This window comes from Mangrovicella endophytica, from assembly GCF_002893625.1.
GTDB classification, from domain to species: domain Bacteria; phylum Pseudomonadota; class Alphaproteobacteria; order Rhizobiales; family Rhizobiaceae; genus Mangrovicella; species Mangrovicella endophytica.
Map to the genome: position 1 here is coordinate 73073 of NZ_PKMZ01000005.1, position 15720 is coordinate 88792.

The 15720-nt window shown below is 65.9% G+C and carries 15 protein-coding genes; 8 read left to right on the forward strand and 7 right to left on the reverse strand.

The genetic code is table 11. The features are described from left to right. Nucleotides 1–25 precede the first annotated feature (25 nt). Entirely contained in the window at nucleotides 26–280 is a 255-nt protein-coding gene (locus C0R46_RS13135; RefSeq protein WP_102960103.1) for an Lrp/AsnC family transcriptional regulator, read from the reverse strand. Between the two features lie 106 nt (nucleotides 281–386). Next, nucleotides 387–2168 (reverse strand): gamma-glutamyltransferase, encoded by a 1782-nt coding sequence (gene ggt, locus C0R46_RS13140; RefSeq protein ID WP_102960104.1) that lies wholly within the window; start codon nucleotides 2166–2168, stop codon nucleotides 387–389. Between the two features lie 262 nt (nucleotides 2169–2430). On the opposite strand from ggt, the gene C0R46_RS13145 reads away from it, so the two are divergent. From C0R46_RS13145 to C0R46_RS13155, 3 genes are read left to right on the forward strand one after another with little or no spacing between them, the layout of a single operon-like run. Further along, entirely contained in the window at nucleotides 2431–2931 is a 501-nt protein-coding gene (locus C0R46_RS13145; RefSeq protein ID WP_102960258.1) for an SRPBCC family protein, read from the forward strand. A 4-nt stretch (nucleotides 2932–2935) separates the two neighbouring features. Further along, the gene (locus C0R46_RS13150) at nucleotides 2936–3904 is read left to right on the forward strand and encodes a YVTN family beta-propeller repeat protein (RefSeq protein WP_102960105.1); all 969 of its coding nucleotides are present in this window, start codon (nucleotides 2936–2938) and stop codon (nucleotides 3902–3904) included. Nucleotides 3905–3941: 37 nt separating this feature from the next. Continuing rightward, nucleotides 3942–4289: a hypothetical protein gene (locus C0R46_RS13155; RefSeq protein ID WP_102960106.1), complete on the forward strand. Its 348-nt coding sequence runs from the start codon at nucleotides 3942–3944 to the stop codon at nucleotides 4287–4289. Between the two features lie 149 nt (nucleotides 4290–4438). Here C0R46_RS13155 and C0R46_RS13160 read toward each other — a convergent pair whose 3' ends face one another. Further along, the gene (locus C0R46_RS13160; RefSeq protein WP_102960107.1) at nucleotides 4439–5275 is read right to left on the reverse strand and encodes a quinoprotein dehydrogenase-associated SoxYZ-like carrier; all 837 of its coding nucleotides are present in this window, start codon (nucleotides 5273–5275) and stop codon (nucleotides 4439–4441) included. Between the two features lie 808 nt (nucleotides 5276–6083). Between C0R46_RS13160 and C0R46_RS13165 the strand changes: the two genes are divergently transcribed. From C0R46_RS13165 to C0R46_RS13185, 5 genes are all read left to right on the forward strand, one after another. Beyond that, a complete protein-coding gene (locus tag C0R46_RS13165) occupies nucleotides 6084–7916 on the forward strand; it encodes a methanol/ethanol family PQQ-dependent dehydrogenase (RefSeq protein ID WP_102960259.1) in 1833 nt (610 codons plus the stop codon). A 170-nt stretch (nucleotides 7917–8086) separates the two neighbouring features. Further along, nucleotides 8087–8854: a c-type cytochrome gene (locus C0R46_RS21135; protein WP_245413570.1), complete on the forward strand. Its 768-nt coding sequence runs from the start codon at nucleotides 8087–8089 to the stop codon at nucleotides 8852–8854. After that, nucleotides 8854–9795 carry a substrate-binding domain-containing protein gene (locus tag C0R46_RS13175; RefSeq protein ID WP_102960108.1) on the forward strand — a complete coding sequence of 314 codons (942 nt, stop codon included), beginning with the start codon at nucleotides 8854–8856 and terminating at the stop codon, nucleotides 9793–9795. Before C0R46_RS21135 ends, C0R46_RS13175 begins: the two co-directional genes overlap by 1 nt. A gap of 377 nt (nucleotides 9796–10172) precedes the next feature. Next, entirely contained in the window at nucleotides 10173–10655 is a 483-nt protein-coding gene (locus tag C0R46_RS13180) for a PQQ-dependent catabolism-associated CXXCW motif protein (RefSeq protein ID WP_245413571.1), read from the forward strand. A 343-nt stretch (nucleotides 10656–10998) separates the two neighbouring features. Next, entirely contained in the window at nucleotides 10999–12237 is a 1239-nt protein-coding gene (locus C0R46_RS13185; RefSeq protein ID WP_102960109.1) for a hypothetical protein, read from the forward strand. A 91-nt stretch (nucleotides 12238–12328) separates the two neighbouring features. Here C0R46_RS13185 and C0R46_RS13190 read toward each other — a convergent pair whose 3' ends face one another. The 4 genes from C0R46_RS13190 to C0R46_RS13205 form a co-directional block, all read right to left on the reverse strand. Then, nucleotides 12329–13114 carry a hypothetical protein gene (locus tag C0R46_RS13190; protein ID WP_102960110.1) on the reverse strand — a complete coding sequence of 262 codons (786 nt, stop codon included), beginning with the start codon at nucleotides 13112–13114 and terminating at the stop codon, nucleotides 12329–12331. Between the two features lie 113 nt (nucleotides 13115–13227). Beyond that, nucleotides 13228–14076: an ABC transporter permease gene (locus C0R46_RS13195; RefSeq protein WP_102960111.1), complete on the reverse strand. Its 849-nt coding sequence runs from the start codon at nucleotides 14074–14076 to the stop codon at nucleotides 13228–13230. Then, nucleotides 14073–14846: an ABC transporter ATP-binding protein gene (locus C0R46_RS13200; RefSeq protein WP_102960112.1), complete on the reverse strand. Its 774-nt coding sequence runs from the start codon at nucleotides 14844–14846 to the stop codon at nucleotides 14073–14075. The genes C0R46_RS13195 and C0R46_RS13200 overlap by 4 nt, the downstream gene beginning before the upstream one ends. A 121-nt stretch (nucleotides 14847–14967) precedes the next feature. Further along, nucleotides 14968–15702: a hypothetical protein gene (locus tag C0R46_RS13205; RefSeq protein WP_102960113.1), complete on the reverse strand. Its 735-nt coding sequence runs from the start codon at nucleotides 15700–15702 to the stop codon at nucleotides 14968–14970. Nucleotides 15703–15720 lie beyond the last annotated feature (18 nt).

A 15720-nucleotide genomic window follows, 5' to 3' on the forward strand; every position in this document is an offset into this window, starting at 1 on the left:
TTTCAGCCCAAGGCCATGGCCACTCTCAGCGTGCGGCGCCACCGAATGCCTTGAAGGCAACCGTGGTGAAGGTGTCGGTGACGCCGTCCAGCGTCTGCAGCTGCTCGGTGACGAAGTGGCCGAGATCGCGATCGTCGTCGAGGTAGAACTTGGCCAGGAGGTCGTACTGGCCGGAGGTGGAATAGACCTCGGAGATCTCCTCGACGCTGCTGACCAGCGCATCGGCCACGGCATAGGCGCGGCCCGGGCGGCACTTGAACTGGACGAAGATCGCCTTCATCGCATCATCCTTCACACGGCGCCGACGAATGGCGCATCGGCACCGTCCTTATCGCGTCAGCGCCCGATGCGCACGGCTTTCGTGACCCGCTTCTGGGATGCGGGTCTTAGTCGCCGACAGCCACGCCCTCGCGGCGCGGGTCGGCACCGCCCCGCAGGCCGTCCGGTGCCAGCACCACGGCATGCAGGCCGGAGTTGAGATCGACCGGCTTGACGGTGAAGCCGAGCGCCTGGAGCTGCGGCGTCAGCTGCTCCGCCGACGTTCCCTTTTCGACTTCGAACGGCCCGAAGCGGTTGAGGAGGTGCGGCATCGCGACCGCCGCCTGCACGTCCATCTTCCAATCGACAAGGGCGATGATCGCCTGGGCGACGTAGCCGATGATCTGGCTGCCGCCCGGGGAGCCGATGGCGATGAACGGCTTGCCGTCCTTCATCACGATCGTCGGCGCCATTGAGGAGCGCGGGCGCTTGCCCGGCTCGACCCGGTTGGCGATCGGCCGTCCACCCTCCTGCGTCTCGAAGGAGAAGTCGGTCAGCTCGTTGTTGAGGAGGAAGCCGTCCACCATCAGGCGCGAGCCAAAGCCGTTCTCGATCGTCGTCGTCATGGAGACGACGTTGCGGTCGCGGTCGACGATGACGAAGTGGCTCGTGGACGGCAGTTCGATCGGAGCGCCGTCCCCGCGCAGCTCGGCATGATCCCAGGGCGGTTCGCCGGCAGTTGCGGTCTCGCTGGGGAGTGCCCGATCGGAGGACAACAGCTTGGCGCGGTCGGCGAGATAGGCCGTGTCGAGAAGGCCCTTCAGCGGCATCGGGACGAAGTCGATATCAGCCATGTAGCGGCCGCGATCCGCAAAAGCGAGGCGCGAGGCATCGCCGATCAGCCGCCAGGCTTTCGCACTCGTGGGCCCGAGTGCGGCGATGTCATAGGGCTCGATCAGACCAAGGATCTGGCCAACCGTCAGGGCGCCGGAGGAGGGCGGCCCCATGCCGCAGACATCAAGGCCGCGATAGGGTGCACAGACCGGCTCCCGTTCGACGATGCGGTAGCTCGCCAGATCCTCCAGTGACAGCTTGCCGGGATTGGCGGTATGGCCGGCGACCTCGGCAACGATGTCGGCCGCGATCCGGCCGGTGTAGAAGCCCGCGGCACCCTCAGCCGCGATGGTTCGCAGGGTCTGCGCATAAGCGGGGTTGGTTAGGCGCATGCCGGCCCTCAGCGGGGCGCCGGCGGCATCGAAGAAATAGGCGCTGACATCGGGATCGGTCTTCAGGCGGTCGCCCTCTTCGGCGATCAGCGAGGCCAGCCGCGGCGAAACCGTGAAGCCAGCCTCGGCGAGGGTCACGGCTGGCTCGATCAGCCGACGCCAGGCAAGGCGGCCGTGGCGCGCTTGCGTCTCGTAGAGCAGCTTGACCGTTCCGGGCGTGCCGACGGAGCGCCCGCCGACTACGGCATCGAAGAAGGCCAGCGGTTTGCCGCCCGCGTCAAGGAAGAGCTGCGGCGTCGCCGCCCGCGGTGCCGTCTCGCGGCCGTCGAAGGTGGTCAGGCGGTTCGCCGCCGCGTCGAAGTAAACGAGGAAGGAGCCACCGCCGAGGCCGGAGGATTGCGGCTCCACGAGGCCGAGCACCAGCTGCACCGTGACCATCGCGTCGATGGCATTGCCGCCGTCGCGCAGCACCGCGAGGCCGGCTTCGGCCGCCAGCGGGTTTGCGGCCACCACCATCTGCGTCGAGGCGGCAACAGCCGCGCGAGGGGCCGCTGCGGTGCTGGCCGCCTCGGGCGCGACGCTGTCGCTGCGCTGTTGCGCCCATGCAGCGCGCTCGCCAGCAAGGCTGGTGGCTGTGATGACGAGAGCAAGAAGGATGCTCGGGAAGCGGCTCATGCGGCGCATCCTTTCACGAAAGTGGTCGAGCTTACGAGTGCGTCGTCCCGTGTCAAACAGGGTGGCTCACGAGGCGGGCTGGTCCTGCCGACGAATGGAGCCTTCCGTTGTGCGTGACGGCAACCAGAGAGGCTCGGGCGGCGAAAGCGTCTTTCCCTCGGGCCGGGAACTGCTCTAGTGTTTCCGCAGGCTGGGTGCGTTCGGCGCAACGGCCGCAGTCGAGGAGGACGACATCGTGGCAGCACGCATCATCGCTGCGCTTCTGGCTCTCATGATCATGCCGGGGCTTGCCCTCGCGCATGGGCCGACACGGCAGAAGCACACCGAAACCATCGAGATCAACGCGACACCGGCCGAAGTCTGGAAGCGCATCGAGAACTTCAACGACCTGTCCTGGAATCCGCTCGTCGCCAAGACCGAAGGTGAGGCCGGCAACAAGGTCGACCAGACACGGACGGCGACGCTGAAGAGTGGCGGAACGCTGACGGAGTCGCTCTATAAGTATGACGCGGCCAAGATGATGTATGCGACGCTGCTGCCGCAGGTCGACGTCAAGGTGCTGCCCGTCACCAACTACTCGTCCTATCTGACGGTGAAGCCTCTTGAGGGCGGCAAGCGCGCGCAGGTGGAATGGCGTAGCGCCTTCTACCGCGGCTACCCCAACAACGATCCGCCGCCGGAGCTGAACGAAGAGGCTGCCATCAAGGCGGTGCAGGCCTTTTCGCACGCGGCGCTGGAAGGACTGAAGCAGGCGGTGGAATCCGGCTCCTGATCCTATGCGCAGCCTTCCCACCATCGCGGGCGCCGGGCTTCTGGCGCTCGCCACCCTGTTTGCAACAGCGCCCGCGGTCCGCGCGGGCGATACCGCCTTTGTGACCAACCAGTCGAGCGACGATCTCTCCATCGTCGATCTCGACACGATGACGGTGACGAAGACGCTGCCGATCGGCGGCAAGCCGGCGGGTATCGCCATCACGCCGAACGGCGCCCGCGTCTATGTGACGAGCCCGGAAGGCAAGATGCTGACCGTGATCGACGCCATGGCGGACATGGTGATCAAGCAGATCAAGCTCAGCGGCGGCCCGCTCGGAGTCGCGGTGCATCCGTCCGGCGCGCCGGTCTATGTCGCCGACTGGTTTTCTCACTCGCTGCTGGTCGTGGATCCGGACGCCGGCAAGGTGACGCGCACCATCCAGACCGGCAACTCGCCCTCGGGCGTTGCGGTCTCCAGCGACGGCGCGCTGATCGTCACTGCCGATCGCGACTCCAACCAGCTGTCCTTCATCGATGCCAAGACGCTGGAGGTGGTCGGCTCGGTCAAAGTGGGCGAGCGACCCTTCGGCGTCAGTTTCTCGGCCGACAACCGCACCGTCTATGCCGCCAATGTCGGCTCGAACAGCGTCAGCGTGGTCGATGTCGCAGCGCGCAGCGTGACCAGCACCGTTCCGGTTGAACTGAGGCCGTATGATACCGTCGCTGCGGCCGGCAAGGTGTTCGTCACCAATCAGTATGCCGGCACGGTCGGCGTCTTCGACCAGGCGAGCGGCAAGATATTGAAGTCGATCGAGGTTGGTGAATATCCGGAAGGTATCGGCGTTGGTTCGGACGAGCGCTTCGTTTATGTCGCCTGCTGGTTCGACAATCTCTTGATCAAGATCGACACGGACAGCCTGACCAAAGTCGGCGAGGCCGAGGTCGGAGACGGGCCGCGCGCCTTCGGCACCTTCATCCGGCACGCGCGCTGAGGCGAGGAGCGCGCCGCGGCTCAGCGGGAGGAACGAGATGACGACCTTATCATCACTGGCGGCTGCGGCCGCGATCATGCTGGCACAGTCGTTGCCTGCCGAGGCGGCCGACGATTTCCCCACCGACGCCACGGCCGACTACGTGTTCGGCTGCATGCAGACCAACGGCAACACGCGCCAGGCGCTGGAGCGCTGTTCCTGCTCCTTCGATGTCGTGGCTTCGCTGATCTCGTACGACCGCTATGTGGAGGCCTCGACCTTCCTGTCGATGGGACAGGTGGTCGGGGAGAAGGGCGCCCTGTTCAAGACCTCCGAGGAATCGAAGGCCGCCATCGGTGACCTCCGACGCGCGCAGGCCGAAGCCGAGATACGCTGCTTCGAATAGCTGGCGCCGGCGATAAGCTGCCTGCCTGTGGCGGCAGCCTCGCGCCGCCGCCACAGGCAGGCTGCAGCCTCGCATCGGCTCGATGCGCGAGTCCGTCGGTCGTTCGGGACGTTCCGGCGCACACCCCGCACCGCGGCGCTGCGCCTACGTCAGGAGTCACCCTGTGTGAACGTCTTCTCCCAGACCTTGCCCTCGGTGTCCCTCGCCATCGCGGCGAAGGTGCCGGGGCCTCCGTCCGCTGCGTAGTCGAAGCGGAAGCTCGGATCCTCAGAGATGGAGATGCCGCCGCTCATGGTGAAGACCGGCTGCCCGTCCCGTGAGACGGTGAGGTCGGTGATGAAGTGCGCTGGAATATAGAGAAGCGTCACCTGATCCTTCTGCAGGCCCGAATTGTTGGGGTGGCGGATCATCAGCTGCGCCTCGCTGCGTCCGCCATTGGCGGCATCCGGTGGGAAGCGCCGCAGCTTCATCTGTCCCATCTCGCGCGCCGCGAGTTCGGGATCCTTGCCGGCCGGTGCCGCGCAGCCGCCCGCCGCCTTCACGAAGCGCTTGACCATGTAGAGCGTGCCGTCGGCTGCTTCTGCGACCGCGTGGATATCGGTATAGGCGTTCACGCGAACGCGCGTGGACAGCTGCGTCAGGCCGGCCTTCTCGCCGATGGTGAAGGTGGCGGCGACCGGCGAGGGGTTTTCATCGATCACCAGCGTGACCTTGCGGATCGCCTTTGCCGGGTCGAGCGTCAACGTCACGGGAACGAGCGCCGGGTCGGCTGCCCGCGCGGGTGCCTCGAGCGTGATGATGCCGGCGCCATCCTGCATCGGCCGGCCGTCGAAAACATCGGTGACGAGACCCGGCCAGGCCGAGTCGGCAGCGGCGACTTCCTCAGGCGAAGCTGCGGCTGAACGGTCCGCCGTCGCCGGCAGAAGGGCGGCAGAGAGAAGTGCGGCAGCGATGGCCAGCCAGCGTCTACGGCAATTCCGGAGCATGATCGGCTGTCGACGGTGAGGTTGCATGGGCATTCCTCCGAAGCAGGGTTCAATCGCATCGTGATGCCTGCAGTCGAATCATAGCGGCTGCGGCTTGATCATTGCGACCAAAGATAGTGCCCGCCCAATCAGATGCATGAGCCGGCAGCGGCGTCCAGACCGCTCGCTCGAACGTCAGCGGCGTCGAGCCGAGGGAGACGTGACGCAAATTAGACAGGATTCCGCCGACGTTCGGCGCCAGCGGCATCCTCTGGCTCTCCAATCCAAATGGCTGCTCCCGCAGTTGCGCGGGGTTTCCAGAAAGTCCGATCTGCCACTTCAGGTTTCAGTTGGGAAGTCTTGCATATGATTTCGGCGCTTCGATCGGACACCCGATGCGGAAAACGCCTTCAGCGTTGCTGTTGATTGTCGACACTGATTTTAGCCGCTTGATGCCGATGCCGCAATACACCGCCGCGGCGCGCAGTATAGATTGGCGCGCAGCTTATATTGCTGCGATGCAACATGCAGTCATGATGCGGTGCGGGAAATATTTCTGCGCCTCACAGCTTGCGCTTCATTATCTGCCGTTCTAGCATTTTCCCATGGTTTCCGGCTTCAAGGTCGCGGATGTTGGGAGCATCCGCGAATCTCGAAGGCCTCGGTGGGGCGACTTTCAACGGTGCCCACCAAGACCCCTGTCGGGGTCGTGACACGCTGCCGGAAACCTTCCCCATGACAGTCATAGGCGTTTCTACGTCGACGTGCCCGTCGATGCGTGCGCTCTGAGATTTGTTCCTTTGGGAGGGAAAGATCGATGCTGAAATCAATGACCAGAGCGGCCCTCGCAGCGACGATGATCGTCGGCTTCTGCGCGTCCGCCTCGGCGAACGACGCACTCCGAACGCTGGCTCAGGACGCCAAGCAGTGGGTGATGCCGACCGGCGACTATGCTGCGACGCGCTACTCCACGCTCGACAAGATCAACAAGGACAACGTCAAGAGCATGGTCCCGGCGTGGACCTTCTCGACCGGCGTGCTGCGTGGCCACGAAGGCAATCCGCTGGTGGTCGGCGACACGATGTATGTCCATACGCCGTTCCCGAACATCGTCTATGCGCTTGATCTGAAAGAGGACGGTGCCATCAAGTGGCGCTACGAGCCCAAGCAGGATCCGAGCGTCATTCCGGTGATGTGCTGCGACACCGTCAACCGCGGCGTCGCCTACGCTCCCGGCGCCGACGGCAAGCCGGGCACGATCATCCTCCATCAGGCCGACACGACGCTCGTGGCGCTGAATGCCGACACGGGCGAGCAGCTCTGGTCGGTGAAGAATGGCGACCCGTCCAAGGGTGAGACCGGCACCGACGCTCCGATGGTCTTCAAGGATAAGGTCCTTGTTGGCATCTCCGGCGGCGAGTTCGGCGTGCGCGGTTCGGTGACCGCCTACAATCTCTCCGACGGCAAGAAGGCCTGGCGGGCCTACTCGACCGGTCCTGATGCCGAGATGCTGATGGATCCGGAGAAGACCATGTCGCTCGGCAAGCCGGTCGGCAAGGACTCCTCGCTGAAGACCTGGGAAGGCGATCAGTGGCAGATCGGCGGCGGCACCACCTGGGGATGGTTCTCCTATGACCCCGAGCTGAACCTCATCTATTACGGCTCCGGTAACCCCTCGACCTGGAACCCCTCGCAGCGTCCGGGCGACAACAAGTGGTCGATGACCATCTTCGCCCGCGATGCCGACACGGGCGTGGCCAAGTGGGTCTACCAGATGACCCCGCATGACGAGTGGGACTTCGACGGCGTCAACGAGATGATCCTCGCGGACATCGACGTGAATGGCACGCCGACCAAGGCGCTCGTGCACTTCGATCGTAACGGCTTCGCCTACACGATGAACCGCGAGACGGGCGAACTCCTGGTCGCCAAGAAGTACGACCCGGCCGTGAACTGGGCGACCGAGGTCGTCATGGACAAGAACTCGGACCAGTACGGCCGTCCGCAGGTGGTGGCGCAGTACTCGACCGAGCAGAACGGCGAGGACGTCAACTCCACCGGCATCTGCCCTGCGGCCCTCGGTACCAAGGACCAGCAGCCGGCTTCCTACTCGCCGGACACCAAGCTCTTCTACGTGCCGACCAACCACGTCTGCATGGACTATGAGCCGTTCCGCGTCGCCTATACGGCCGGACAGCCCTATGTCGGCGCGACGCTCTCCATGTATCCGGCACCGAACAGCCATGGCGGCATGGGCAATTTCATCGCCTGGGATGCCGGCAAGGGCGAGATCGTCTGGTCGCTGCCCGAGCAGTTCTCAGTGTGGTCGGGTGCTCTCGCCACCAAGGGCGGCATCGTCTTCTACGGTACGCTCGAAGGCTACCTGAAGGCAGTCGACGCCAAGACGGGCGACGAGCTGTACAAGTTCAAGACGCCGTCCGGCATCATCGGCAACGTCATGACCTATGAGCATGAAGGCAAGCAGTATGTCGGCATCCTGTCGGGCGTCGGCGGCTGGGCCGGCATCGGTCTCGCAGCCGGCCTGACGGACCCAAATGCCGGTCTCGGCGCGGTCGGCGGTTACGCTGCCCTGTCCAAGTACACGGCGCTCGGCGGTCAGCTGACGGTCTTCACCGTGCCGGACCAGACGGCGAGCAAGTAAGCGTCGCATGCATGGGATCTCGGTGATCGCATCGGGATCCCCCGTTCACGAGGCCCGACGTACGGCTGTCCGCTGCACGCCGGGCCTTTTCTTTCCCTGTCCAAGTTTGCGTGACATGCGCATGCCGGTCTCCGGCGGCCGGCTGTGCGAACGGAAATCAAGAGGCTGACATGACGTCTCGACTGCTGGGCCTTGCGGGCGCCTTCCTGCTGACCTCCACCTGCCTGACAGTGGCGCAGGACAATGCCCCGGCCGCTGCCGGAACAACCATCGTGCCGCAAGGCGCCGCCGCGCCGGCTGCGCCCGCCGCCGGAACTGCGGCACCTGCCGCCGATAGCGCCGCCCCTGCAGGTCAGGCCGGCGCTCCGGTCGCCGCCGAGGCGCCGGCCGTAGACGGCGCTGCCGCGCCTGCGGACGCCGCGGCCTCCGGCGAGGTCGCCATGGCCGAGGGACCGGGCGCCAAGATCGACGCTTCGCCTTCTGCCGACACCAAGAAGGAGGGCAACAAGGCGACCGAAGGCGACGAAGGCAAGTTCGTCGATCCCGCCGGCAATCCGGTCTACAATCTCTCCGCCGACGGCACAGCCGACTGGTATGCCTGGCGCGGCTTCAAGAAGTACGGCGCCAACTGCCTGCAGTGCCACGGGCCGGACGGCCTCGGCTCGTCTTTCGCGCCGAACCTCACGGAAGAGCTGCAGAATATCGACTACTTCACCTTCGCCGGCATCGTCGTCAACGGCCAGCAGAACAAGTGGAACCCGTCCGGCAACTCGGTCATGCCGGCCTGGGGCGAGGATCCGAACGTGATGTGCTCGCTCGATGCGATCTATATCTATCTGCGCGGCCGCGCCGACGGCGTTCTCGGCCGCGGCGAGCCGAAGCGGCCCCCCAAGAACGAGGCCGGGCAGAAGGCCGAGTACGATTGCCTGGGATTCTGATGACAATGCGTAGCCGCCGATCATCGATCCTGTCCGCCCTGGCGGGCGTCCTGTGGCTGGCCGGCGTGTCGGCCGGCCACGCGCAGGATCGGGAGTTCGGCGGCGCCATCGAACTCGTGGACCCGAACGTGCTGCGGGTCTGCGCCGACCCCAACAATATGCCCTTCTCCAACGACAAGGAGGAGGGATTCGAGCAGGCGCTGGCCCGTTTCCTTGCCGGCAAGCTCGGCCGCTCGTCCGTCGCCTATACCTACTTCCCACAGGTAACCGGTTTCGTGCGGATGACGCTGCGATCCAATCGCTGCGACATCATCATGAGCTATCCGCAGGGTGACGAGCAGGTTCAGAACACCAATGCCTATTATCGCACGGCCTATTCCCTGGTTGTGCCGGAAGGCGCGGCGTTTGACGGGGTGGAGCGTATCGAAGATCCGCAGCTGAAGGACAAGCGGATCGGCATCGTGGCGGGAACGCCGCCTGCCACCTACCTCGCCAGGGCCGGACTGATCGGCAAGGCGCGCCCCTATCAACTGATGATCGATACGCGCTTCGACAATTCGGCGGCGGCGATGATCCACGATCTCGACGCCGGCACGATCGATGCAGCGATCCTGTGGGGGCCGATGGCCGGCTACTACGCGCAGCATGCGCAGAAGCCCTATCGCGTCATACCGCTGGTGCATGAGCCGAAGGGGCCGGCAACTGTCTTCCGCATCACGATGGGCGTACGGCCGCAGGACCAGGAGTGGAAGCGCACCCTGAACCGCGTGATCCGTGAGAACCAGGACGCGATCAACGACATCCTGCTGTCCTTCGGCGTGCCGTTGCTGGACGAGCAGGATCGCCCGATCGCGAGCAAGTCAGCGGTGCCGGCGGCCGAAGGCGGATCGCAGACGAGCCAGGCGCCGGCCAGTCCGGCGCCCGCCAGCGGGACGCCCTGACGGTGTTGCACCTCCGGCACAGGCGGCTGTGGCCGTTGGGAAGCCGGGGGGCGTTGCTGCTTAACCTCTGCCTCATTGCCGCTGACGGAGGTGCTGTCGCGGGCGCTGCGACGCCGGCGTCCTATCACGGCGCTGGCCGGACCAGCGTGGCCGCGGTGGCGGCCGTTTCGTCCGGGCAGGATGCGGGGTCCGCACAGGTCCGCCTCGGTGAGCTCGGTGAGAAGGACCGCGGCGGACCTGACGGCCGGAGCGATTCTCGACCGGGGGCGGGCCCGTCTGGTGCCGGCACGCCGCCTCTCCTCGCGGAGTCGGCAGCGCCTGGCGGTACCGCTGAGCCCGCTGTAGGCGCCGCAGCTCGCACCGATACAGCTCAGCCCGTGCCGGAGCCGAGCGGCTATCGCACCGACGAATACCGCGCGCCAACGCCCGCGACGCTGGCTGGCGCTCGTGTCGTCACGACGCCGGAGGCCGAGCGGCTGTGGCGAGCCAAAGTGCCTTTCATCGATGTGCTGCCGCGGGCGCCGAAGCCGAAGGGCCTGCCGGAGGGCACGGTTTGGCGGCCGAAGCCGCGCAGCGACATCCCCGGTTCGGTCTGGCTGGTCGATACCGGCTACGGCGCCCTTGCGCCGGTGATGGAGACCTATCTCATGGACGGGCTGCGAGCCGCGACCATGGGCAATCCGGCCAAGCCCGTCGTCTTCTATTGCCAGCGCGATTGCTGGATGAGCTGGAACGCAGCCAAGCGCGCCGTTGCTGCCGGCTACAGCTCGGTCATCTGGTATCCCGACGGGACTGACGGCTGGGCCGAGGCCGGGCTGCCGCTGGAGCCACGCGAACCGGCGCCGCGCCCCGACGAGTAGGGGCATCGACATGGCCGCGGCCTGATAATCACCGCATCACCGTGCTGCGGATGTCCGCGCGCTATGGATTCCGGGTGCTCTGAGACGCGGAGACATTGCGAGCCGGTGTCGCAGGCATCGTGCTGCCCACGATCAGCAGTCCGCGCCCGCGCACAACTATAAGGCCGGCATACAGCTAGCTTCAGACACTGGACGATTCCGGTTTTGGCAAGCACGCTGCCGCGTTGCTTGCCGGCAGCGCGTCAAATGACGCTATCCCTAAAATGCGAATGATTGCGCAGAGAGCTTTCTCAGCATCCTCAGGCACAGTGCTCCCGTCCAATGATTGGATCTCGGAGACACCATGAGCGGTGTTGCAGGCATAACCGGTGTCGCCCGTTCGTGGGCCGCATCGCCGAACCTCATCAGCAAGGGTACCGCTGCCGGCGGCGGCACGGCGGTTCTCGGGCCGCCGACGGTGCCGAGCGCGGCGGCTGCCCCTGTGGCAGGTGTCGCGGCCTCGCTCGGCGCCCTGTCGGAACGCACGCCCCGATCGGCGCTCTCAACGAATGACGTCCTGCATGCCTATGCCCGATCCGCCGCGTCAGGCTCCGCGACGATGCCGAGCTTCAGTGCCGGCAGCGCCCGTCATGCGGAGGCCGGAGACCACGGTCATGATGCCGGGCATCCGAGCGTGGATCACGCTGCCGGCGGCCTTCTCAGCGCCGAGGAGCCTGGAGCCGCGGCAGCGCCTGTGCTGCTTCCTTACTCGGCCTTCTTCGACGGAGGCGGCGCTTTCGATCAAGAGATCACCGATGTTCCGCAGTCGCTGAACGTGCTGGCGCCCGCGCTCGCGGCATCAACCTATGTCGAGCTGCCGACCCTCGGGGCCGCTGAGCCGGTGGGTGAGCCGAACACGCTCTCACCCCTGGACGACCCGTTCGGCTCCATCGGCATGGGGCAGTGGGGTCTTGAGACGCATGATACGGCGGCGATGGACGACGCGCCGGACGGAATCGACGGCACGGCTGTGCCTGCGGCAGCCTTCGCCGCTGCTCCGCCCGTGTTCCAGACCCGAGGGCCTGCCGAATCGAGCTTCGTCGATGAGGCCGCCACGATCGCAATCCCGACGGCCGCCAGCGTTCTGGCCGGCACGAACGGTCCTGCGAGCACGCTCGGCCGCGTGATCGATCCATATCTGCATGTCGAGCCCGAACGGCCGCGGATGATCACGACGATCGTACCGGATATCCCGGTCTATGCCGGCGTCCATGCCGGCTCCACCTTCGAGCAGTCCCATGAGCGAACCGATCATCTGATCGCCGAGCCGCTGACCGAGCTGCCGGTGCAGAGCCTGGAATTCCGGCGCTCTTTCCAGGTCAATGACGAGGAGATCGTCAATGAGATTCTGCATCGCATCCGCGAGTTCGAGGAAGACCGGATCAATCGCACGGCCGACAACGACGTTCAGCCGCGGATGCGGATCGACATCACGCTCGGTCGAGATCCCAATGACAGGATCTTCGCGCCCTATGAGCGCACCGCTGCCTATGCCATGGCCTTTTACCGCGACAATGGCGCGTCCGCGGGGCCGGTGATGTAGGCTGCCGCCGGGTCATCACGGGTAGGGGTGCGGCGGAGGAACCTCCGCCATTTCAATACTCTGCCTCTCGACGACGTCTTCCGGAGCGGCGCTACAGCGCGTCGGCCAGTGATCGACCGAGTGCGAAGAGCCGCTGCTCGATAAGCTGCGGCACCTCGCAGACATAGGTCAGCGACTGCCGGCGCTCCTCGAAGATGCGGTCGTTCCACAGCATTTCCTGCTGGGCGGCATCGAGTTCCTCCGGGGTCGTCTTCGTGTCGGCTCGAAGCTTGTCGAGTGCTGCGTTCTCGTCGCGGAGTTTCGTCGCCAAGGCTTTCTGGCGCTCGGCATAACGCTCGATCCCGCCGATGATCTCGGCACGCTCGCCATTCATCTTGACCAGAAGATCGGCGAACAAAGCCGTCGCGGCCGCTGCCCGATCGGCTTCGGGGAGCGATTTTACAAAGTTGGTGACGCGCTTCTGTGCCTCCGGCAGCGGCAGGCGCCGTGCGGCGACTTCGTCGACCAGCCGCTGCATCTCCGGCGTGCGTGCCGTTGCTCCCGCGCTTTCCAGGTCCGGTCCGCGCCAAACCTGCGCGGCCGCAACGACATCGACGCGCCGCTGGACGCAGGGCCAGCTCGGCCCCTTGGCCTTCGCCTCGGCTGTGGCAACACCGACCGGTTCAGCCGTTGCCTTCGTCCCGGCCGGCGCGGTCGCTCCTGCCGCAGGTGCCGGAGGCGGGGACGCGGGCGCTGCAGCCCCGCCACCCGTTGGAGCCGGGCCGGGCAGCACGAACCCTTCGGGAATCTGCCGTGGCTCGGTCTGCGCCAAAGCTGCGCTGGCAAGCACCAGTGATAGAAGGGCAAAGCCGCTGCGGGCGATGGTCTGTCTCGGCATGGCTGTTCCTCCCCGTCATTCCGTTCTGCCTCGGCTCTCCCGTGCCGAGGCCCCTGCGCAACATCGCCGTCGGAGCGAAGCGAGCTCGCCGCTCGCAGTCGCGCCCGGCCGTGTCAGCCGCGCTTGCGTCCGATGACGCCGCGTGCCGGATCATAGGCGATCACGGCCCCGCCGAGAAAGACCACGGTGCAACCGAGCGTCACCCAGAGAGACGTTGGATCCAGCTGCCCGTAAAGGGCAAAGCGGATCAGCTCCACCGCATGGGTGAACGGGTTGGCGAGGCAAATGTCATAGAGGAGGGGGCTCGATTCCCGCACCCGCCACAGCGGGTAGAGCGCCGAAGACGCGAAATACATCGGGAAGATCACGAAGTTCATCACGCCGGCGAAGTTCTCCAACTGGCTGACCAGGGAGGAGAGCAGCATACCGAGCGCACCGAGCATCAGCCCGGCAAGGATCAGTGCCGGGAGCACCGTGATGTAGCCCATCGGTGCGGGCCGCACCTCCCAGAACCAAGCGATCGCGAAAAACACGTAGACCTGCACCACGCCAACGGCCACGCCCGCGACGAGCTTGGAGACGAGCAGGAACCAGCGCGGAAGCGGACTGACCAGCAGCGTCTTCATCGAGCCTGTCTCGCGATCGTAGACCATCGACAGCGAGGTCTGCATGCCGTTGAACAGGAGGATCATGCCGGCAAGGCCCGGCGCGATATAGACCTCATAGAGGATGTAGGTCTTGTAGGGCGCGACGATCGATACGCCGAGCACCTGCCGAAAGCCGGCGGCGAAGATGAACAGCCAGAGCAGGGGGCGCACCAGCGCCGAGATGAAACGCTCGCGCTGGTGCAGGAAGCGCAGTGCCTCGCGCCAGACGATGCCTTTGAAGCAGACGAGATAGTGGCTCGCCGAGAAGCCGCGTGCTGGGCTCGCGGCGGGGAGAGGCAGATGGGCGCTGCTCATGCGGCGGCCTCCCGGTCGCTGGCCGGCACTGCCATGCCGGTGAGGCGCGAGAACGCCTCGCGGATTGAGCCGGCATGCTCGTCTTCGACGACCTCCGACACAGGGCCTTTTGCCAGCACCCGGCCGCGATCCAGCACGACCACGCTGTCGCTTTCGTCGATCTCGTCGATCAGATGCGTCGCCCAGAGGACGCTGGCCTGCTCCTCGCGCACCAGCCGGCGCACCTCCGCGACGATCTCGGCGCGCGAGCGGATATCGAGGCCGACGGTCGGCTCGTCCAGAAGGATGAGCTGCGGGCGATGCATGAAGGCACGCACGATCTCGACACGCCGCAGCTGTCCGCCGGACAGGTGCCGGGCCTTGTCGCCGAGCCGCTCGAGCAGGTCGGAGCCGGCAAGGATCTCATCGATGCGGGCGAGCGCCGGCCGCCGCGGAACGCCGTGCAGCGCGGCATGGTAGACGAGGTTCTGGCGAATGGAGAGATCGAGGTCGAGTGTGCGCGCCTGGAAGACGACGCCGAGCCGGCGCAGCGCCTCGCCAGGTTCGGCGGCAAGGTCGCGGCCGAGAATGCGGATCGCGCCGTGGCGGGTGACGAAGAGCCGGGTGATCAGCGAGAACAGCGTCGATTTGCCGGCACCGTTTGGTCCGAGCAAGGCCGTGAAACTGCCGCTCGGGACCTCGAAGGAGACATCGTCGAGAGCCTTTCGCGAGCCATAGGAATGGCTCACACCCTCGATCTCGAGTGCCGGCGGAGGCGCCGCTGTCAGCATGCTTGTTCTCTGGTGCCGGCTGCAACGTTCATGGAGCTGATGTAGCGCAGTTCGCCGTTCCACCCAATGCAGTCATGCCTGCCGCGGTCGCGGCAGGCCGTTGATCGAAGAACCCAGCGGATCACGGAACGACGGTGATCGTTCCCCTCATGTCGTGGTCCTTATCGAGGCCTTCGACATACCAGTCGTAACGGCCCGGGCGGATGGTCTGGAACTGGATCGTGATCGGCCCCTTGGCGTCGTATTCCAGCCAAGCCGGCGAGCCGTCCATGTGGATCTCGCGGTCGGCGATGACGATCTGGTTGTTCCAGACGTTCCGGAAGAAGTCCGGCGCATGCCATTTGTATTCGACGTCGCCCTCCGAGACGATGTCCCAGCGATAAGGCTGGCCAGCGCGCAGCACGAAGTCCTTGGCGCTGACGGCGTATGGATCGCCGCCCTTGCCGATGACCAGCGGGGTGATGATCTGCGAGGACAGTGAAACCTTCGGCAGGCCGATCTGGTCGCCGTTCAGCGCGCTGGCCGGCATCAGCTCCGAGTTCGGCATCATCTTGAGGCCGCTCGCCGGCGGGATCATCGATGCCGCGCCGTCATCGTCATCATCGTCGTCGCCCGCCGCGGCCGCGCCGCCGCTCGCCGGGGCGTCATCGTCGTCGTCATCATCGTCCGCTGCCGCAGCGCCCGGCTGTCCTGCGGCAGCGCCGGTGGTCGTCTTGGCGGCCTCATCGTTGTCGTTGTCCTGGTCGTTGCCAGGCATCTCCACGGTCTTCCCGGTGCCCTGCGCCGAGGCGGTGGCGAGCGGAGCGAGGATGAAGGTCCCCGCCATCAGGGCGATCCATACGGCTTTGTTCAACATGGTTCCTCCTCAGAAATC